At 71.1% G+C, this 16,296-nt stretch carries 10 protein-coding genes; 8 read left to right on the plus strand and 2 right to left on the minus strand.

Annotation, left to right across the window (positions count from 1 at the left end):
* The first annotated feature begins 110 nt into the window (after window positions 1-110).
* From OG379_RS02965 to meaB, 4 genes are all read left to right on the plus strand, one after another.
* Window positions 111-2,501 (plus strand): ATP-binding cassette domain-containing protein, encoded by a 2,391-nt coding sequence (locus tag OG379_RS02965; protein WP_405658938.1) that lies wholly within the window; start codon window positions 111-113, stop codon window positions 2,499-2,501.
* Window positions 2,502-2,654: 153 nt separating this feature from the next.
* Window positions 2,655-4,511 (plus strand): methylmalonyl-CoA mutase small subunit, encoded by a 1,857-nt coding sequence (gene mutA, locus OG379_RS02970; protein WP_405658940.1) that lies wholly within the window; start codon window positions 2,655-2,657, stop codon window positions 4,509-4,511.
* Complete coding sequence (scpA, locus tag OG379_RS02975) at window positions 4,511-6,745, plus strand: methylmalonyl-CoA mutase (RefSeq protein ID WP_405658942.1); 2,235 nt, start codon at window positions 4,511-4,513, stop codon at window positions 6,743-6,745. The genes mutA and scpA overlap by 1 nt, the downstream gene beginning before the upstream one ends.
* Window positions 6,746-6,756: 11 nt before the next feature.
* Window positions 6,757-7,746: a methylmalonyl Co-A mutase-associated GTPase MeaB gene (gene meaB / locus OG379_RS02980; RefSeq protein ID WP_405658945.1), complete on the plus strand. Its 990-nt coding sequence runs from the start codon at window positions 6,757-6,759 to the stop codon at window positions 7,744-7,746.
* Between the two features lie 18 nt (window positions 7,747-7,764).
* Here the strand turns inward: meaB and OG379_RS02985 are convergent, their stop codons facing one another.
* Window positions 7,765-9,252 carry an MFS transporter gene (locus tag OG379_RS02985; RefSeq protein WP_405658947.1) on the minus strand — a complete coding sequence of 496 codons (1,488 nt, stop codon included), beginning with the start codon at window positions 9,250-9,252 and terminating at the stop codon, window positions 7,765-7,767.
* Window positions 9,253-9,367: 115 nt separating this feature from the next.
* Here OG379_RS02985 and OG379_RS02990 point away from each other — a divergent pair, with 115 nt between their 5' ends.
* Together OG379_RS02990 and rho are read left to right on the plus strand one after the other, a co-directional pair.
* Window positions 9,368-9,874 carry a MarR family winged helix-turn-helix transcriptional regulator gene (locus OG379_RS02990; RefSeq protein ID WP_405658950.1) on the plus strand — a complete coding sequence of 169 codons (507 nt, stop codon included), beginning with the start codon at window positions 9,368-9,370 and terminating at the stop codon, window positions 9,872-9,874.
* A 305-nt stretch (window positions 9,875-10,179) separates the two neighbouring features.
* Window positions 10,180-11,319 (plus strand): transcription termination factor Rho, encoded by a 1,140-nt coding sequence (gene rho / locus OG379_RS02995; RefSeq protein WP_405658952.1) that lies wholly within the window; start codon window positions 10,180-10,182, stop codon window positions 11,317-11,319.
* A gap of 61 nt (window positions 11,320-11,380) precedes the next feature.
* On the opposite strand, the gene pgm is transcribed toward rho, so the two are convergent.
* Entirely contained in the window at window positions 11,381-13,027 is a 1,647-nt protein-coding gene (gene pgm, locus OG379_RS03000) for a phosphoglucomutase (alpha-D-glucose-1,6-bisphosphate-dependent) (RefSeq protein ID WP_405658954.1), read from the minus strand.
* A gap of 609 nt (window positions 13,028-13,636) precedes the next feature.
* On the opposite strand from pgm, the gene OG379_RS03005 reads away from it, so the two are divergent.
* Together OG379_RS03005 and OG379_RS03010 are read left to right on the plus strand one after the other, a co-directional pair.
* Window positions 13,637-14,812: a glycosyltransferase family 4 protein gene (locus OG379_RS03005; protein WP_405658956.1), complete on the plus strand. Its 1,176-nt coding sequence runs from the start codon at window positions 13,637-13,639 to the stop codon at window positions 14,810-14,812.
* Window positions 14,809-16,296, plus strand: coding sequence for an exopolysaccharide biosynthesis polyprenyl glycosylphosphotransferase (locus OG379_RS03010; RefSeq protein ID WP_405658958.1), 1,488 nt, complete (start codon window positions 14,809-14,811; stop codon window positions 16,294-16,296). The genes OG379_RS03005 and OG379_RS03010 overlap by 4 nt, the downstream gene beginning before the upstream one ends.

Below are 16,296 nucleotides of genomic sequence, written 5' to 3' on the forward strand. Positions count from 1 at the left end.
CCCCGGGGCGGGACCGTCCTCTGATAGACAACGACCGTTGCCGCGACGCGCCGGTGACGCCGACGGTGACCGCCCAGGCGGCCCGCGTGACAGATGGAGAAACGACAAGCATGGCCACGAGGACGGACAGCCGGTCGCCCGCGCCGCATGTTGCCGACAACCACGATCTGATCCGTGTGCACGGCGCGCGCGTGAACAATCTCAAGGACGTCAGCGTCGAGATCCCGAAGCGCCGGCTGACGGTGTTCACCGGTGTCTCCGGCTCGGGCAAGAGTTCGCTGGTGTTCAGCACGATCGCCGCCGAGTCACAGCGGATGATCAACGAGACCTACAGCGCCTTCCTGCAGGGCTTCATGCCGACGCTGGCGCGCCCCGAGGTCGACGTGCTGGAGGGGCTCACCACGGCGATCATCGTCGACCAGCAGCGGATGGGAGCCGACCCGCGTTCCACGGTCGGCACCGCCACCGACGCCAACGCGATGCTGCGCATCCTCTTCAGCCGGCTAGGCAAGCCGCACATCGGTCCGCCCAGCGCGTACTCCTTCAACACCGCGTCGGTCCGGGCGAGCGGCGGGATCACCGTCGAGCGCGGCGCGGCCAAGACCAAGACCGTGAAGGCGACCTTCCATCGCACGGGCGGCATGTGTACGCGCTGCGAGGGCCGGGGCTCGGTCTCCGACATCGACCTCACCCAGCTCTACGACGACTCCAAGTCGCTCGCCGAGGGCGCGTTCACCATCCCCGGCTGGAAGTCGGACAGCCAGTGGACCGTGCAGGTCTACGCACAGTCGGGCTTCGTCGACCCGGACAAGCCGATCCGCAAGTACACCAAGAAGGAACTGCAGGCCTTCCTCTACGGGGAGCCGGTCAAGGTCAAGGTCAACGGCGTCAACCTCACCTACGAGGGGCTGATCCCCAAGATCCAGAAGTCGTTCCTGTCCAAGGACAAGGAGGCGCTGCAGCCGCACATCCGGGCGTTCGTGGAGCGCGCGGTCACCTTCACCACCTGCCCCGAGTGCGACGGCACCAGGCTCAGCGAAGGCGCCCGGTCGTCGAAGATCGAGCGGATCAGCATCGCCGACGCCTGCGCGATGCAGATCAGCGATCTGGCCACCTGGGTGAGCAAGCTCGACGAGCCGTCGGTCGCGCCCCTGCTGGCCGCGCTGCGGCACACCCTCGACTCCTTCGTGCAGATCGGTCTCGGCTACCTCTCGCTCGACCGTCCGGCAGGCACGCTCTCAGGGGGCGAGTCGCAGCGAGTCAAGATGATCCGTCACCTCGGCTCCTCGCTCACGGACGTCACCTACGTCTTCGACGAGCCCACCATCGGCCTGCACCCCCATGACATCCAGCGGATGAACGACCTGCTGCTCCGCCTGCGGGACAAGGGCAACACGGTGCTCGTCGTGGAGCACAAGCCGGAGACGATCGCGATCGCCGACCATATCGTCGACCTCGGCCCCGGCGCCGGTACGGCGGGGGGCGCCGTCTGCTTCGAGGGAACCGTCGAGGGCCTGCGTAAGAGTTCCACCGTCACGGGCCGCCACTTCGACGACCGGGCCGCCGTCAAGGATTCGGTGCGCAAGCCCACCGGCGCGCTGGAGATCCGCGGGGCTTCGCTGCACAACCTGCGGGACGTCGACGTCGACATCCCTCTCGGGGTGCTGACCGTCCTCACCGGCGTCGCCGGTTCCGGCAAGAGTTCACTGGTGCACGGCTCGATCCCGGCCGGCGAGAACGTGGTGTCGGTCGACCAGAGCCCGATCAAGGGCTCGCGGCGCAGCAACCCGGCCACGTACACCGGACTGCTCGACCCCATCCGCAAGGCGTTCGCCAAGGCCAACGACGTGAAGCCGGCGCTGTTCAGCGCCAATTCCGAGGGCGCCTGCCCCACCTGCAACGGCGCGGGCGTCATCTACACCGACCTGGGGATGATGGCCGGCACCACGACGATGTGCGAGGACTGCGAGGGAAAGAGGTTCGACGCGTCGGTCCTCGAATACCACTTCGGCGGCCGGGACATCAGCGAGGTGCTCGCGATGTCGGTGGCCGAGGCCGAGGAGTTCTTCGGCACCGGCGAGACGAGCACGCCGGCCGCACACCGCATCCTCGGCAGGCTCGCCGACGTGGGGCTCGGCTACCTGACACTCGGCCAGCCGCTCACCACGCTCTCCGGCGGCGAACGGCAGCGGCTCAAGCTCGCCACCCACATGGCCGAGAAGGGCGGTGTCTACGTCCTCGACGAGCCGACGGCGGGTCTGCACCTCGCCGACGTCCAGCAGTTGCTCGGTCTGCTCGACCGGCTCGTCGACTGCGGCAAGTCGGTCATCGTCGTCGAGCACCATCAGGCGGTCATGGCGCACGCGGACTGGATCATCGACCTCGGGCCGGGGGCGGGCCACGACGGAGGCCGGATCGTCTTCGAGGGCACACCGGCCGACCTCGTGGCCGACCGCTCCACCCTGACCGGCGAGCACCTCGCGGCCTACGTCGGGGCGTGACCCGCGCGGCCCCGCGCCGGCGCGGGGCCGCGCCTCGGTTCAAGATCCGCCGGACAAGGCAGCACCACCCAGCGGATCCGGCACATTTCGGAGAGTGCAAGGTCACAGCGAGTGGCCCTGCTGCTCGTCGGAGTGCTGACCTAGCATCTGAGCATGACGGTCCTGCCTGCTGACGGGCTTTCCCGGGCCGCCGAGTTCCCCGACCCTTCCCACGACCAGTGGCAGAGCCTTGTCGAAGGCGTACTGCGCAAGTCGGGCAAGGAAGTCACGGGCTCGGCCGCCGAGGAAGCGCTGTCCACCGCGCTCGGGGACGGGCTCACAGTCCGCCCCCTGTACACCTCCATCGACGTATCGGCGGACCCCGGTCTGCCCGGCTTCGCGCCCTTCACCCGGGGCAGCAGGCCGACGGGGAACACCACGGACGGCTGGGACGTGCGCCAGCGCCACGCCCTGGCCGATCCGGTGCGCCTCAACGAGGCCGTGCTCGGCGATCTGGAGAACGGCGTCACGTCGCTCTGGCTGGCCGTCGGCGGGGCCGGTGGGGTTCCGGTGTCCGGCCTCGCCCGCGCACTCGAGGGCGTCTATCTCGATCTGGCTCCCGTAGTACTCGACGCGGGCGCCGATCCCGGGCCCGCCGTCCGTGAGTTGCTCGGGCTCTACGAGGCCCGGGGTATCGCGAAGGAGACGGCACGGGGCAGCCTCGGGGTGGACCCGCTCGGGCAGGCCGCGCGCACGGGCACGGAGCCTGAGCTGAGCGACGCCGTCCACTGGGCGCGGCTGTGCTCCCGCGAGTATCCCGGGATGCGCTCCCTGGCCGTGGACGCGCTGCCGTACCACGAGGCGGGCGGCTCGGCCGCCGAGGAGCTGGGGCTCTCGCTGGCCACCGGTGTCGCCTACCTCCGCACGCTGACGTCCTCGGGGCTCTCCGTCGAGGAGGCGTGCGCGCAACTGGAGTTCCGGTACGCCGCCACGGCGGACCAGTTCCTGACGATCGCGAAACTGCGCGCCGCCCGCCGGCTGTGGGCACGGGTCGCCGAGGTCTGCGGGGCCCCGGACGCCGGGGCGCAGCGGCAGCACGCCGTGACCTCGTCGGTGATGATGACGCGCCGTGATCCATGGGTGAACATGCTGCGGACGACGCTGGCATGTCTGGGCGCGGGTGTGGGCGGTGCCGAATCCGTCACCGTACTGCCGTTCGATCACGCACTGGGTCTGCCGGACGCGTTCGCCCGGCGGATCGCCCGCAACACCTCGACGATCCTGATGGAGGAGTCGCATCTGGCCCGGGTCACGGACCCGGCGGGCGGTTCCTGGTACGTCGAGCGGCTGACCGACGAACTCGCCGCTGCCGCCTGGGCGTTCTTCCAGGAGGTCGAGCGGGCCGGCGGCCAGGCGGCCGCCCTCCGCTCCGGCATGGTCCGGGAGCGGCTCGCGGCCACGTGGGCGGCGCGGAGCAGGGATCTGGCCCGGCGCAAGGAGCCGGTGACCGGGGTCAGTGAATTCCCGTCCCTCGACGAGCGGCCCGTGGAGCGCGAGCCCGTGCCCGCCGCACCGCGGGACGGCAGGCTCCCCGAGGTCAGGCGCGACGAGGCGTTCGAGGCGCTGCGGTCCAGGTCCGACGCCCACCTCGCGGCCACGGGCAACCGGCCGAAGGTGTTCCTCGCCGCGCTCGGGCCCGCCTCCGTGCACACCGCACGGGCCTCCTTCGCCGCGAACCTCTTCCTGTCGGGCGGCATCCAGCCCGTCCACGAGCCGGCTTCGGTGGACGCGTCCACCGCTGCCGAGGCCTTCGCGGCCAGTGGGGCGACGATCGCCTGCCTGTGTTCGGCGGACACGCTCTACGCCGAACAGGGCGAGGCCGTCGCCTCGGCACTCAGGGCCGCGGGCGCCGAACAGATCTTCCTCGCGGGGCGGCCCGGCGAGTACACCGGGGCGGACGTGCATGTGTTCGCCGGCTGCGACGTGGTCTCCGTCCTCTCCTCCGAACTCGACCGCATGGGAGTGGCGTGATGCAGACCCCCGAGACCACGACGTCCCCCGGGACGCCCGTCCCTGACTTCTCCGAGGTGGCGCTGACCGGCGCGCCCCCCGCCGAGGTCTCCGAGGACCAGTGGCAGGCCGCGGTGAAGGAGTCCGCCGACCGGTCCGAGGACGAGCTGCTCTGGGAGACCCCGGAGGGCATCGAGGTCAAGCCGCTGTACACCGGACGGGATTTGGAGGGGCTCGACTTCCTCGGGACCTATCCGGGCATCGCGCCGTACGTGCGCGGCCCGTACCCGACGATGTACGTCAACCAGCCCTGGACGATCCGTCAGTACGCCGGATTCTCCACGGCCGAGGAGTCCAACGCCTTCTACCGGCGGAACCTCGCGGCCGGGCAGAAGGGTCTGTCCATCGCGTTCGACCTGCCCACCCACCGCGGCTACGACAGCGACCACCCGAGGGTGACCGGTGACGTCGGCATGGCGGGCGTGGCGATCGACTCGATCTACGACATGCGCCAGCTCTTCGACGGCATCCCGCTGGACCGGATGTCGGTGTCGATGACGATGAACGGCGCCGTGCTGCCCGTGCTCGCGCTCTACATCGTCGCCGCGGAGGAGCAGGGGGTCGCCCCCGAGAAGCTGGCCGGGACCATCCAGAACGACATCCTCAAGGAGTTCATGGTCCGCAACACCTACATCTATCCGCCCGGTCCCTCGATGCGGATCATCTCCGACATCTTCGCCTTCACCTCGCAGAAGATGCCCCGCTACAACTCCATCTCGATCTCCGGCTACCACATCCAGGAGGCGGGAGCGACGGCCGACCTGGAGCTGGCGTACACCCTGGCCGACGGGGTGGAGTATCTGCGGGCCGGACAGGCGGCGGGCCTGGACGTGGACGCGTTCGCACCGCGCCTCTCCTTCTTCTGGGCGATCGGCATGAACTTCTTCATGGAGATCGCGAAGCTGCGGGCGGCCCGGCTGCTCTGGGCGAGGCTGGTCAGGGAGTTCGGGCCGAAGAACTCCAAGTCCCTCTCGCTGCGCACCCATTCACAGACTTCCGGCTGGTCGCTGACCGCGCAGGACGTCTTCAACAACGTGACGCGCACCTGCGTCGAGGCGATGGCGGCGACCCAGGGGCACACGCAGTCGCTGCACACCAACGCGCTCGACGAGGCACTCGCCCTCCCGACGGACTTCTCGGCACGGATCGCCCGCAACACCCAGCTGCTGCTCCAGCAGGAGTCCGGCACCTGCCGGGTGATCGACCCGTGGGGCGGCAGCGCGTACGTGGAGAAGCTGACCCACGACCTCGCGGCGCGGGCCTGGCAGCACATCGAGGAGGTCGAGGCGGCCGGCGGCATGGCCAAGGCCATCGACGCGGGTATCCCGAAGCTCCGCATCGAGGAGGCCGCGGCCCGTACGCAGGCCCGGATCGACGCCGGGCGCCAGCCCGTCATCGGCGTGAACAAGTACAGGGTGGAGACCGACGAGAAGATCGATGTGCTCAAGGTCGACAACTCCTCGGTGCGCACCCAGCAGATCGAGAAGCTGCGCCGGCTGCGCGAGGAGCGCGACGAGACGGCCTGTCAGGACGCACTGCGCGCCCTGACGGCCGCGGCGGAGCGGGACCCGGGGCCGGGACTCGAAGGCAATCTGCTGGCGCTGGCCGTCGACGCGGCCCGGGCCATGGCCACGGTCGGCGAGATCTCCGACGCGCTGGAGAAGGTGTACGGCAGGCACGCGGGCCAGATCCGTACGATCTCCGGGGTGTACCGCAAAGAGGCAGGAGAGTCCCCGTCCGTGGACCGCACGCGCACACTGGTCGACGACTTCGAGGAGGCGGAGGGGCGGCGTCCGCGCATCCTCGTCGCCAAGATGGGCCAGGACGGTCACGACCGCGGCCAGAAGGTGATCGCGACGGCCTTCGCCGACCTGGGCTTCGACGTCGATGTCGGCCCGCTGTTCCAGACGCCCGGTGAGGTCGCCCGGCAGGCGGTCGAGGCGGACGTGCACGTCGTGGGCGTCTCGTCGCTCGCCGCCGGTCACCTCACGCTCGTGCCCGCGCTGCGCGAGGAGCTGGCCGCCGAGGGCCGGGAGGACATCATGATCGTGGTGGGCGGGGTGATTCCGCCGCAGGACATCGAGGCGCTGCACGAGGCCGGTGCCGCCGCGGTGTTCCCGCCCGGCACCGTGATCCCGGACGCCGCCCACGATCTGGTCACACGGCTCGGTGCCGCGCTCGGCCACGAGCTGTGAGCCGCTGACGGATGGCGCGAGACATCGACACCGACGCATACGCCAAGGGTGTGCTCGCCGGGAAGCGTGCGTTCGTGGCACGCGCGATCACCCTGGTCGAGTCCACCCGCCCGGATCACCGGGCGGCGGCGCAACAGCTGCTGAGCGAGCTGCTGCCGCATTCGGGGCGGGCCAGGCGCATCGGGATCAGCGGGGTGCCGGGCGTGGGGAAGTCCACGTTCATCGACGCGCTCGGCACCATGCTGACGGGGCTCGGGCACCGGGTCGCCGTGCTGGCCGTGGACCCGTCGTCCAGCCGCACGGGCGGTTCCATCCTGGGTGACAAGACCCGGATGGAGCGGCTGGCGGTGGACGCGCGGGCGTTCGTACGGCCCTCCCCCACCGCGGGAACCCTCGGCGGGGTGGCCAAGGCGACCCGCGAGTCCATCGTGGTGATGGAGGCCGCCGGATACGACGTGGTGCTGGTGGAGACGGTCGGCGTAGGGCAGTCGGAGACGGCGGTAGCCAACATGGTCGACACGTTCCTGCTGCTCACCCTGGCGCGCACGGGCGACCAGCTGCAGGGCATCAAGAAGGGTGTCCTGGAGCTGGCGGACGCCATCGCGGTCAACAAGGCCGACGGCCCGCACGAACGCGACGCCCGCTCCGCGGCACGTGAACTGGCGGGTGCGCTGAGGCTGATGCACCCCGTGGACGCGGCCTGGACTCCCCCGGTGCTGACGTGCAGCGCCAGGGAATCGACCGGTCTGGACGCGCTGTGGGAGCGGCTGGAGCAGCACCGTACGCTCCTGGAGTCCACGGGGCGGCTGTCGGCCAAGCGCCGTGAGCAGCAGGTGGACTGGACCTGGGCGATGGTCCGTGACGAACTGCTGGACAGCCTGCGCAGCCATCCGGCGGTGCGCACGCTCGCCCCCGAGCTGGAACAGCGTGTCCGCGGGGGCGAGTTGACGGCGACGCTGGCTGCGGGCCAGATCCTGCGGGCGTTCCGCGGGGAGGACTGAGGGCCGCCCGGCCCGGGTTCACACGGCGGCGTGCCGTGTGTCGGCGGGGGTGTCGTCGATGCCGTGCTGCTCCTCGTCCGGGCGCCCCTGCTCGGGCAGCAGGAAGGTGATGGCCAGGAAGACGGCCAGGAGGCACGCCTGGACGATGAGGGCGCGGTGGAATCCGCCGGTGAAATCGCCGCGCCCGGCCTGGGTGAAGAACAAGGAGCCGAAGACGGCGACGCCGACGGAGCCGCCGATGGACTGGACGGCGGACAGGACCCCGGAGGCGGAGCCGATCTCCTTGTCGTCCACGGCGGCGAGTACGAAGCTGAACAGGGCGGCGATGACCATGCCTGCGCCGATTCCTGAGACGGTGACGCCCGGAGCGATGTCCCGGACGGAGAACGAGGCCGTGGTGAGGCCGTCCAGCTCGAACCAGAGCAGTGTCGCACCGGCGAGCTGGACGAGCGGGCCGATCTGGAGGACCTTGCGGCCGATCCTGTCGGCGAGGACCGCGCCGCTGACCGCCCCGCCGATCGCCGTGCCGACCGCGAGCGGCAGGTTGCCGAGTCCCGCGTCACCGGCCGTGAAGTGCCGGCCGATCTGGAGATAGAGGGTCAGCACGAGTTGCGTGCCGACGAGCCCGGCGAAGAACAGGGCGATGCCGCCAAGCCCGACGGTGAAGGCAGGCTTGCGCAGCAGGCCGGGGGTGACCAGCGGTTCACGGCCCGCCGCTGCCGTACGGCGCTGGTGCACCGCGAACAGGACGAATCCGATGGCCGAGGCGGCCATGCACAGCCATGTCCAGAGCGGCCAGCCGTCCTCCTGTCCCTGGTTCAGCGGCAGGACGAGGAGCGCGCAGGAAGCCACGACCAGCGCGGCACCGGCCATGTCGACGCTCACCGTGCGGTCGCCGGGCTTCCTCGGCACGCACTTCGCGGCCGTGATCAGGGCAGCGAGACCGATGGGCAGATTGACCAGGAACACCGACCGCCAGCCCAGGCCGAAGAAGTCGCCCTCGACGAGGAAGCCGCCGAGGACCGGGCCGATGATGCCGCCGAGCCCGAGGACGGGGCCGAAGATCCCGAAGACCTTGGTGAGTTCGGAGCCGGAGAAGTTCTCCCGCAGCAGGCCCAGGCCCTGCGGCAGGAGCATCGCCCCGGCGGCGCCCTGCAGCAGCCGGAAGACGATCAGTGCTTCGATGTCCGGCGCCAGCGCGCACAGCAGCGAGGTGGCGGTGAAGGCGGTCAGGCCGATCAGGAACATACTGCGCCGCCCGTAACGGTCCCCGAGCCGGCCACCGAGCACGAGCCCCGCCCCCAAGGTGAGGGCGTACCCGCCGATCACCCACTGAAGGCCTGCGGGGCCGGCGCCGAGGGACTGCTCCAGTGCCGGTCCGGCGACGTTCACGATCGAGGCGTCCAGGAGATCCATGACCTCCGCGACCAGCATCACCACAAGGATCAGCCACCGCCATCGGTAGGGCTCGGTGGTCTCGTCCAGGGCGGGGGGCGGGACACGCATACTCGATACCTCCACGGTGAAGTAATTCCACGATGAAGGTAAAGTGATGGCGGTAGGTTGTCAAAGCGCGCCGACGACGCGGATCGCGCGGCAGGAGAGAGGTGGCGGGCCTTCCATGGAGGACGTGAGGCGCGACGATGTCGCGGCGCGGCGTGAGCGGCTGATGGAGGGGCTGAGAATCTACGGCGGCCACTACGCCGAGCTCAGCCGGCGCTTCGCCGCCTGGCTGGGCCTGCACTCCACCGACGCGACCGCGGTGCTGGAGATCGCCGCCGCCGAGGAGCGCGGCACTCCGCTGTCACCGGCCCGGCTGAGCGAGCGGATCTCCCTGTCCACGGGCGCAACCACCGCACTCCTGAACCGCCTCGAAGCGGCAGGGCACGTCACCCGCACCCGCGAGCACTCGGACCGGCGCGTCGTCACCCTGCGCAGCGGCCCGCACATCCAGGAACGGGCGGACGAGTTCTTCGGCCCGCTCGCCCGCCGCCTCGACACCACGATGTCGCACTATCCGCCGGAACTCCTGGCGCGGTTCGAGTCCTTCGTGACCGACCTGAACTCCACCATGGACGCCCACCTCGCGGAGCGGAGCCCGACGACCCCGCGTCCCTCCGGCGACTGACCCCGGGGGCCCGGGCCCCCGCCCGGCAGCAGACCGCTTGACTCCGGCCGTCACACCCCTGAGCGCGGGGCCTTCCCCTCCCCCGACCTTGCGTGGTAGGTTGCCTTCAGCACACGTGAACGCCCGAATCGGGCACCGGTGCTTCTCCCCCGCTGTCGCGCCCGTCCTTCGACGACCGGCGATCCAGCTTCTCGCACCATCTCTTCCGTCCGGTCCGGGCTTCTCATGCCCGTCGTACGAGGCGTGATTCCGCCGCCTTGCCTTCGCCGGACCTCTCATTCGCCATGTCCGCGAAAGGACCCACCATGACCAGCACACTCGAACGCCCCGCAGTCCGGCAGGATCAGCCCGTCCGCACCGTCGGTGTCCTCGACACCACGAACAACGGACACGGCGTACTGCGCACCGACGGCGGCCATCCCTCACCCCGCGACGTCCAGGTGTCGCCCGCGCTGATCCGGCGGTTCGGCCTGCGCAAGGGCGATGTCGTCGACGGGACGTGCGAACGCCCTCGCACCCTGACCGGCGTCGACTCCGTCAACGGCCGTGCGGCGCACGAACTCCGGGGCCGTCCGCACTTCCATGACCTCACCCCGCTCCACCCCCGGGAGCGCCTGCGCCTGGAGAGGCCGGACGGGGGCCCGGCCCCCCGGATCATCGATCTCGTGTCCCCCGTCGGCAAGGGGCAGCGTGGCCTGATCGTCGCGCCTCCCAAGACCGGCAAGACCGTTCTTCTGCAGCAGATCGCCGCCTCGGTCGCCGTCAATCATCCCGAGTGCCACCTGATGGTGGTCCTCCTGGACGAACGCCCCGAAGAGGTCACGGACATGCGCCGTTCCGTGCGCGGGGAGGTGTACGCCTCCACCTTCGACCGGCCCGCCAAGGAGCACATCGCGCTCGCGGACCTCGCCGTGGAACGCGCCAAGCGGCTGGTCGAACAGGGCCGCGACGTCGTGATCCTCCTCGACTCCCTCACCCGGCTGTGCCGCGCTCACAACAACAACGCCGGGGCCGGCGGCCGCACGCTGAGCGGCGGCGTGGACGCGTCGGCACTCATCGGTCCCAAGAAGCTGTTCGGCGCGGCCAGGCTCGCCGAAGAAGGCGGTTCGCTCACCATTCTGGCGACCGTGCTGGTGGACACCGGCTCCCGCGCCGACGACTACTTCTTCGAGGAGCTCAAGAGCACCGGCAACATGGAGCTCCGCCTCGACCGTGCGTCCGCGGACCGACGGGTCTTCCCCGCGGTCGACATCACGCCCTCGGGCACCCGCCGCGAGGAACTCCTGCTGCCCTCGGGAGAACTGGCCGCCGTACGAGGACTGAGGCGCGCATTGCGGTCGAGGGACGCCCGGACCATGCTCGAAGCGCTGCTGGACAAGATCCGCAGCACGCCCGACAACGCCGCCTTCCTCCGGCAGGTCCAGCACACCGCCCCTGACGCGTGATCAACACGGTTGCCCGCGCCGGTCGCGGAGGCGGGCGCGCCGGGCGCGCCCGCCCGGCCGCTCAGCCCGTGGCACCCAGTGCGTCGGAGACCAGGGCGCGTGCCTCGTCCTGGACCCTGGCCAGGTGTTCGGCGCCCTGGAAGCTTTCCGCGTACACCTTGTAGACGTCCTCGGTGCCGGACGGGCGGGCCGCGAACCACGCACTTTCGGTGCAGACCTTGAGCCCGCCGACGGCCGCGCCGTTGCCGGGCGCCTCGGTGAGCACGGCGGTGATCGGCTCACCGGCCAGCGTGTCCGCGGAGACCTGTTCCGGGGAGAGCCTGGCCAGCACCGCCTTCTGCTCACGGGTCGCGGGGGCGTCGATCCGGGCGTACGCCGGATCGCCGAACCGGGCGGTGAGTTCGCCGTAGTGCTGGGACGGGGTCGAGCCGGTGACGGCCGTGATCTCCGAGGCGAGCAGGGCGAGCAGGATCCCGTCCTTGTCCGTCGTCCACACCCGGCCGTCGCGGCGCAGGAAGGACGCTCCGGCGGACTCCTCGCCGCCGAATCCCAGGGTGCCGCCGAACAGCCCGTCGACGAACCACTTGAAGCCCACGGGGACCTCCACCAGTTGCCGTCCCAGGTCCGAGGCGACCCGGTCGATCATGGAGGAGGAGACCAGGGTCTTGCCGATGCCGGTGCCGGCCGGCCAGTTCTCCCGGTGGGAGTAGAGGTAGCGGATGGCCACGGCCAGGTAGTGGTTCGGGTTCATCAGCCCGCCGTCCGGCGTGACGATGCCGTGCCGGTCGGCGTCCGCGTCGTTACCGGTGGCGATGGTGTACGCGTCGCGCTGCTCGATCAGCGAGGCCATGGCGTAGGGCGAGGAGCAGTCCATGCGGATCTTGCCGTCCCAGTCGAGCGTCATGAAACGCCAGGTGGGGTCGGCGAGCGGGTTGACCACCGTGAGATCGAGCCGGTGGCGCTCGGCGATCCGCCCCCAGTACGCGACCGAGGCCCCGCCCAGGGGGTCGGCGCCGATCCGGATGCCGGCGTCGCGTACGGCGTCCAGGTCGAGGACGGCCGGGAGATCGTCGACGTAACCGGAAAGGAAGTCGTGCCGCCCGGTGGTGTCGGCGGCGAGCGCCCTGGCGTAGGGGATCCGACGGACCTCCTTCAGACCTCCCTCGATCAGGGCGTTGGCCCGGTCCTGGATCCAGGAGGTGGCGTCCGAGCCGGCCGGCCCGCCGTGCGGCGGGTTGTACTTGAAGCCGCCGTCGGCGGGCGGGTTGTGCGAGGGCGTGACGATGATGCCGTCCGCGAGGCCGCTCTTCCGGTCCCGGTTGTACGTGAGGATCGCGTGCGAGACGGCTGGGGTGGGGGTGTAGCCGTCGTCGCTGTCGATCAGGACGGTGACGCCGTTGGCGGCCAGCACCTCGACGGCCGTGATCCGGGCGGGTTCGGAGAGCGCGTGGGTGTCGGCCCCGAGGAACACCGGCCCGTCCGTGCCCTGCCGCTCGCGGTAGTCGCAGATGGCCTGGGTGGTGGCGGCGATGTGGTCCTCGTTGAACGCAGCCGCGAGCGCCGATCCCCGGTGCCCCGACGTTCCGAAGGCCACCCGCTGGCCGGGCTCACCCGGGTCCGGGTGGACCGTGTAATAGGCCGTCACCAGCCGCGCCACGTCCACCAGGTCTCCGGGCTGCGCCGGCTGACCGGCCCGTTCGTGAACCATCGATTCTCCTCTGTCCTCATCGGCCGTTCGCGGACCGCCACCGGGCGGACGATCATCACGAGTTGTACCCGATACTGCCTCCTCGGCCACACACCCGGGTACGCGGCCTGACCGGCAGTACACCCGGCGCACGGCGGATCCCGGGGCCGTTTCGCCATGGTTGGCCGGTTCGCACGGAAAGGGCGCAGAGACGCGGCGGGCCCGGAGAATGCCGCACCGGGCAGCCGGAACGTGGGCAGCAGGAATTCCTGCACCAACGGGACGGGAATTGCGGCGCATTAACGCCTGACGTATCCGGGACCCTGGGGATACGCCGTCGGAATACTCCCTCGGGATACGAGCGGAGGCGCACGGCACGGCCATCATGCGCCACAGCGGCGAGCAAAGTCGGTCATAGTCGTCTGACACGCCGCAGAACCGAGGAACAGGTGGTCGGAGGCTTTGCCGGGGGCAATCCATCCGGACACGAGCGCGAGTCATGCGTGTTTTCGCACGTATGGTCTGCCACAGTGCAGTTCGGTTTTACCCACTTGATCTCCGCCGCCATATTCCTTGCCGCCGGTGTTTACCCGAACCGGCTCTTCGGGGGCATGTGAAAGAGAGCCGTGCGTGCTGCAGAAGAGTTGCACCGAGGAAAGACGACTGACAGTCCTTCACCTGGTCCAGCCGGTGGAGGGAGGAGTCGCACGGGTCGTGACCGACCTCGTCGCGGCACAGGTACGGGCAGGGCTGCGGCCCGTCGTGGCCTGCCCGCCGGACGGGGCCCTGGCGGCCGGCGCGTCCACCGCCGGAGCGCGGGTGTGTTCCTGGCCGGCGGAGCGCGCCCCCGGTGCCCGGCTCGGCGGGGAGGTCCTCACGGCCGGCCGTCTGATCCGTGCGTGCGCTCCCGACGTGGTCCATGCCCACAGCGCCAAGGCGGGACTCGCCGGGCGGCTGGCCGTGCGGGGCCGGGTACCGACGGTCTTCCAGCCACACGCCTGGTCGTTCGAGGCCCTGGAAGGCCGGGCCGCCGGACTGGCGGCGGCGTGGGAGCGGTTCGGGGCGCGGTGGAGCGACCGCATCCTCTGCGTCAGTGAGTCCGAGCGCGTGTCCGGGCAGCGCGCGGGCATCACGGCGCGCTGGTCGGTCATCCACAACGGCATCGATCTCGGCCGCTTCCGGCCTGTCTGCGGGGACGCCGCCGCGTCGGCCCGTGGATCGCTCCCGCTGCTCGAAGGAACCCCCGCCGAGGTGCCGCTGGTCGTGTGCGTCGGACGCCTGAGCCGGCAGAAGGGCCAGGACGTGCTGCTGCGAGCATGGCGCACCGCGGCGACGGGTGGCGCGCGGCTGGTCCTGGTCGGCGACGGACCGTACGGGGACGAGCTGCGCCGCACCGCGCCACCCGGAGTTCTGTTCGCCGGGAAGAGCGCGGACGTACGGCCCTGGATCCACGCGGCGGACCTGCTGGTCCTCCCTTCGCGCTGGGAGGGGATGGCGCTGGCCCCCCTCGAAGCGATGGCCTGCGGCACACCGGTCCTGCTGACCGACGTCGACGGGGCCAGGGAGAGCCTGCCGCCCGGACACCTGCCCCACTGCCTGGTGCCGCCCGAGGACCCCGCGGCTCTCGCGGCAGCGCTCACCACGCTGCTGGGCGATCCGGCGCTGCGGGCGCGGCTGGGCCGCACCGCGCAGAGCCGCACCCGGGAGGTCTTCGACGTGACGAAGACCGCCGGAGCGGTCCTGCGCCTCTACGAGGAACTTGTCGGCCAGTCCCGCCCCACGACGAGGAAGCGCACCGAGCGATGACGACGGAGAGTGCACCTGCCCCCCGAGCCGCCCAGGCCACCGCCGTACGGCGCGCCGCTACCACGATCCATCCGCCGCGCAGCGGCAGGGAGGACGCTCCCGCCCCACGGACCGCGGCAGGCCGACGGGGCCGGGCCCCGGCGGCGCTCGTGGCATCCGACGTGCTCGCGCTCGGCCTGGCCGTGGCCGTCATCGCCCCCGGGCCCTGGCCGCCGGTCGCCGCCCTGCTGCAGGCAGCCGTGCAGCTGCTCCTCAACGCGTACCGGGGTCTCTACCGCACGGGACTCTCCCCCTCGGCTCTGGCCGAACTGCCCGCCCTGGCGGGGCTGGCCGTGGTGCAGTGGTACGTCGTCGCCGAGGCGGTGTCCGCGTACGACCCGCGCCTCGCCGCCGGGTGGACGGCGCTCGCCTGCGCGGTCGGCCTCCAGACCCTGGTGACCTGCGGAGCACGCGCCGTGGTCCACCGGTCCCGGCTGTGGTCGGCCGCACGAAATCCGCGGTCCACCCTGGTGGTGGGAGACGGTCCGTTCGCCGACCGGGTCGTCTCCGTGCTGCAGGAGCACACGCGGTACGGGATGCGGCCGATCGGCCGGGTGTCGGGATCCGGCCCGGACGCGGACGAGACGGCGGACCCGCCTGCGGGCGGGGCCCCGCTGCCCGTCCTTACGTCGGTGCAGGACACCGGCCGGGCGGTCGTGCAGAACTCCGTGCGGCACGCCGTCTTCACGGTCCCGCCCGACGCCGCGTCCGACGGGGCGGAGCTCTTCGCCCTCTTCGCGCGGCATGGCTGCCGGGTGTGGCTGATCACCGATCAGGCGCCGGTCGCCCGCTGCCGGACCGCGCCCCGGCCGGACCATGTGTGGGGTTTCGCGGCCCACTCGCTGCATGCCGGAGCGCACCGTCCGGTGGCGCACCGGGTGAAGCGGGCCATGGACGCCGTCCTGGCCACGGTGGCGCTGGTCGCGGCGGCCCCGGTGATGGCCGCCTGCGCGCTGGCCGTGCGCCTGTGCGACGGCCCGGGCGTCATCTTCCGCCAGGAACGGATCGGCGGATACGGGCGGCCGTTCGTCCTGCTGAAGTTCCGCACGCTGCGCCCGGCCGACGCGCACGAATCGGCCACCCGGTGGAACGTCTCGTCGGACCGGCGCATGAGCCGCGTCGGCAAGTTGCTGCGCAGGACGTCCCTCGATGAGCTGCCGCAGCTGTGGAACGTCGTACGCGGCGACATGAGCCTGGTCGGGCCGCGCCCCGAACGCCCTTACTTCGTGCAGCAGTTCAGTCTCGCGCATCCCGGTTACCGGTCCCGGCACCGGATGCCCGTCGGCATCACGGGACTGGCCCAGGTGCACGGCCTGCGAGGCGACACCTCGATCGAGGACCGGGCGCGCTTCGACAACCGGTACATCGAGACATGGTCGCTCTGGCAGGACATGTGCGTACTGGCGCGTACGGCCGGCTCGGTGTTCCGGCTCGGAGGCAGCTGA

The sequence above is a fragment of the Streptomyces sp. NBC_01166 genome (assembly GCF_045039765.1).
In the GTDB taxonomy this organism is placed as follows: domain Bacteria; phylum Actinomycetota; class Actinomycetes; order Streptomycetales; family Streptomycetaceae; genus Streptomyces.

What these genes read in the sequence shown, in the direction of transcription:
- OG379_RS03010 (WP_405658958.1), top strand. Translation starts at nt 14,809, where the DNA reads ATGACGACGGAGAGTGCACCTGCCCCCCGAGCCGCCCAGGCCACCGCC.
- OG379_RS02965 (WP_405658938.1), top strand. Translation starts at nt 111, where the DNA reads ATGGCCACGAGGACGGACAGCCGGTCGCCCGCGCCGCATGTTGCCGAC.
- mutA (WP_405658940.1), top strand. Translation starts at nt 2,655, where the DNA reads ATGACGGTCCTGCCTGCTGACGGGCTTTCCCGGGCCGCCGAGTTCCCC.
- rho (WP_405658952.1), top strand. Translation starts at nt 10,180, where the DNA reads ATGACCAGCACACTCGAACGCCCCGCAGTCCGGCAGGATCAGCCCGTC.
- scpA (WP_405658942.1), top strand. Translation starts at nt 4,511, where the DNA reads ATGCAGACCCCCGAGACCACGACGTCCCCCGGGACGCCCGTCCCTGAC.
- OG379_RS02990 (WP_405658950.1), top strand. Translation starts at nt 9,368, where the DNA reads ATGGAGGACGTGAGGCGCGACGATGTCGCGGCGCGGCGTGAGCGGCTG.
- OG379_RS02985 (WP_405658947.1), bottom strand. Translation starts at nt 9,252, where the DNA reads ATGCGTGTCCCGCCCCCCGCCCTGGACGAGACCACCGAGCCCTACCGA.
- pgm (WP_405658954.1), bottom strand. Translation starts at nt 13,027, where the DNA reads ATGGTTCACGAACGGGCCGGTCAGCCGGCGCAGCCCGGAGACCTGGTG.
- meaB (WP_405658945.1), top strand. Translation starts at nt 6,757, where the DNA reads ATGGCGCGAGACATCGACACCGACGCATACGCCAAGGGTGTGCTCGCC.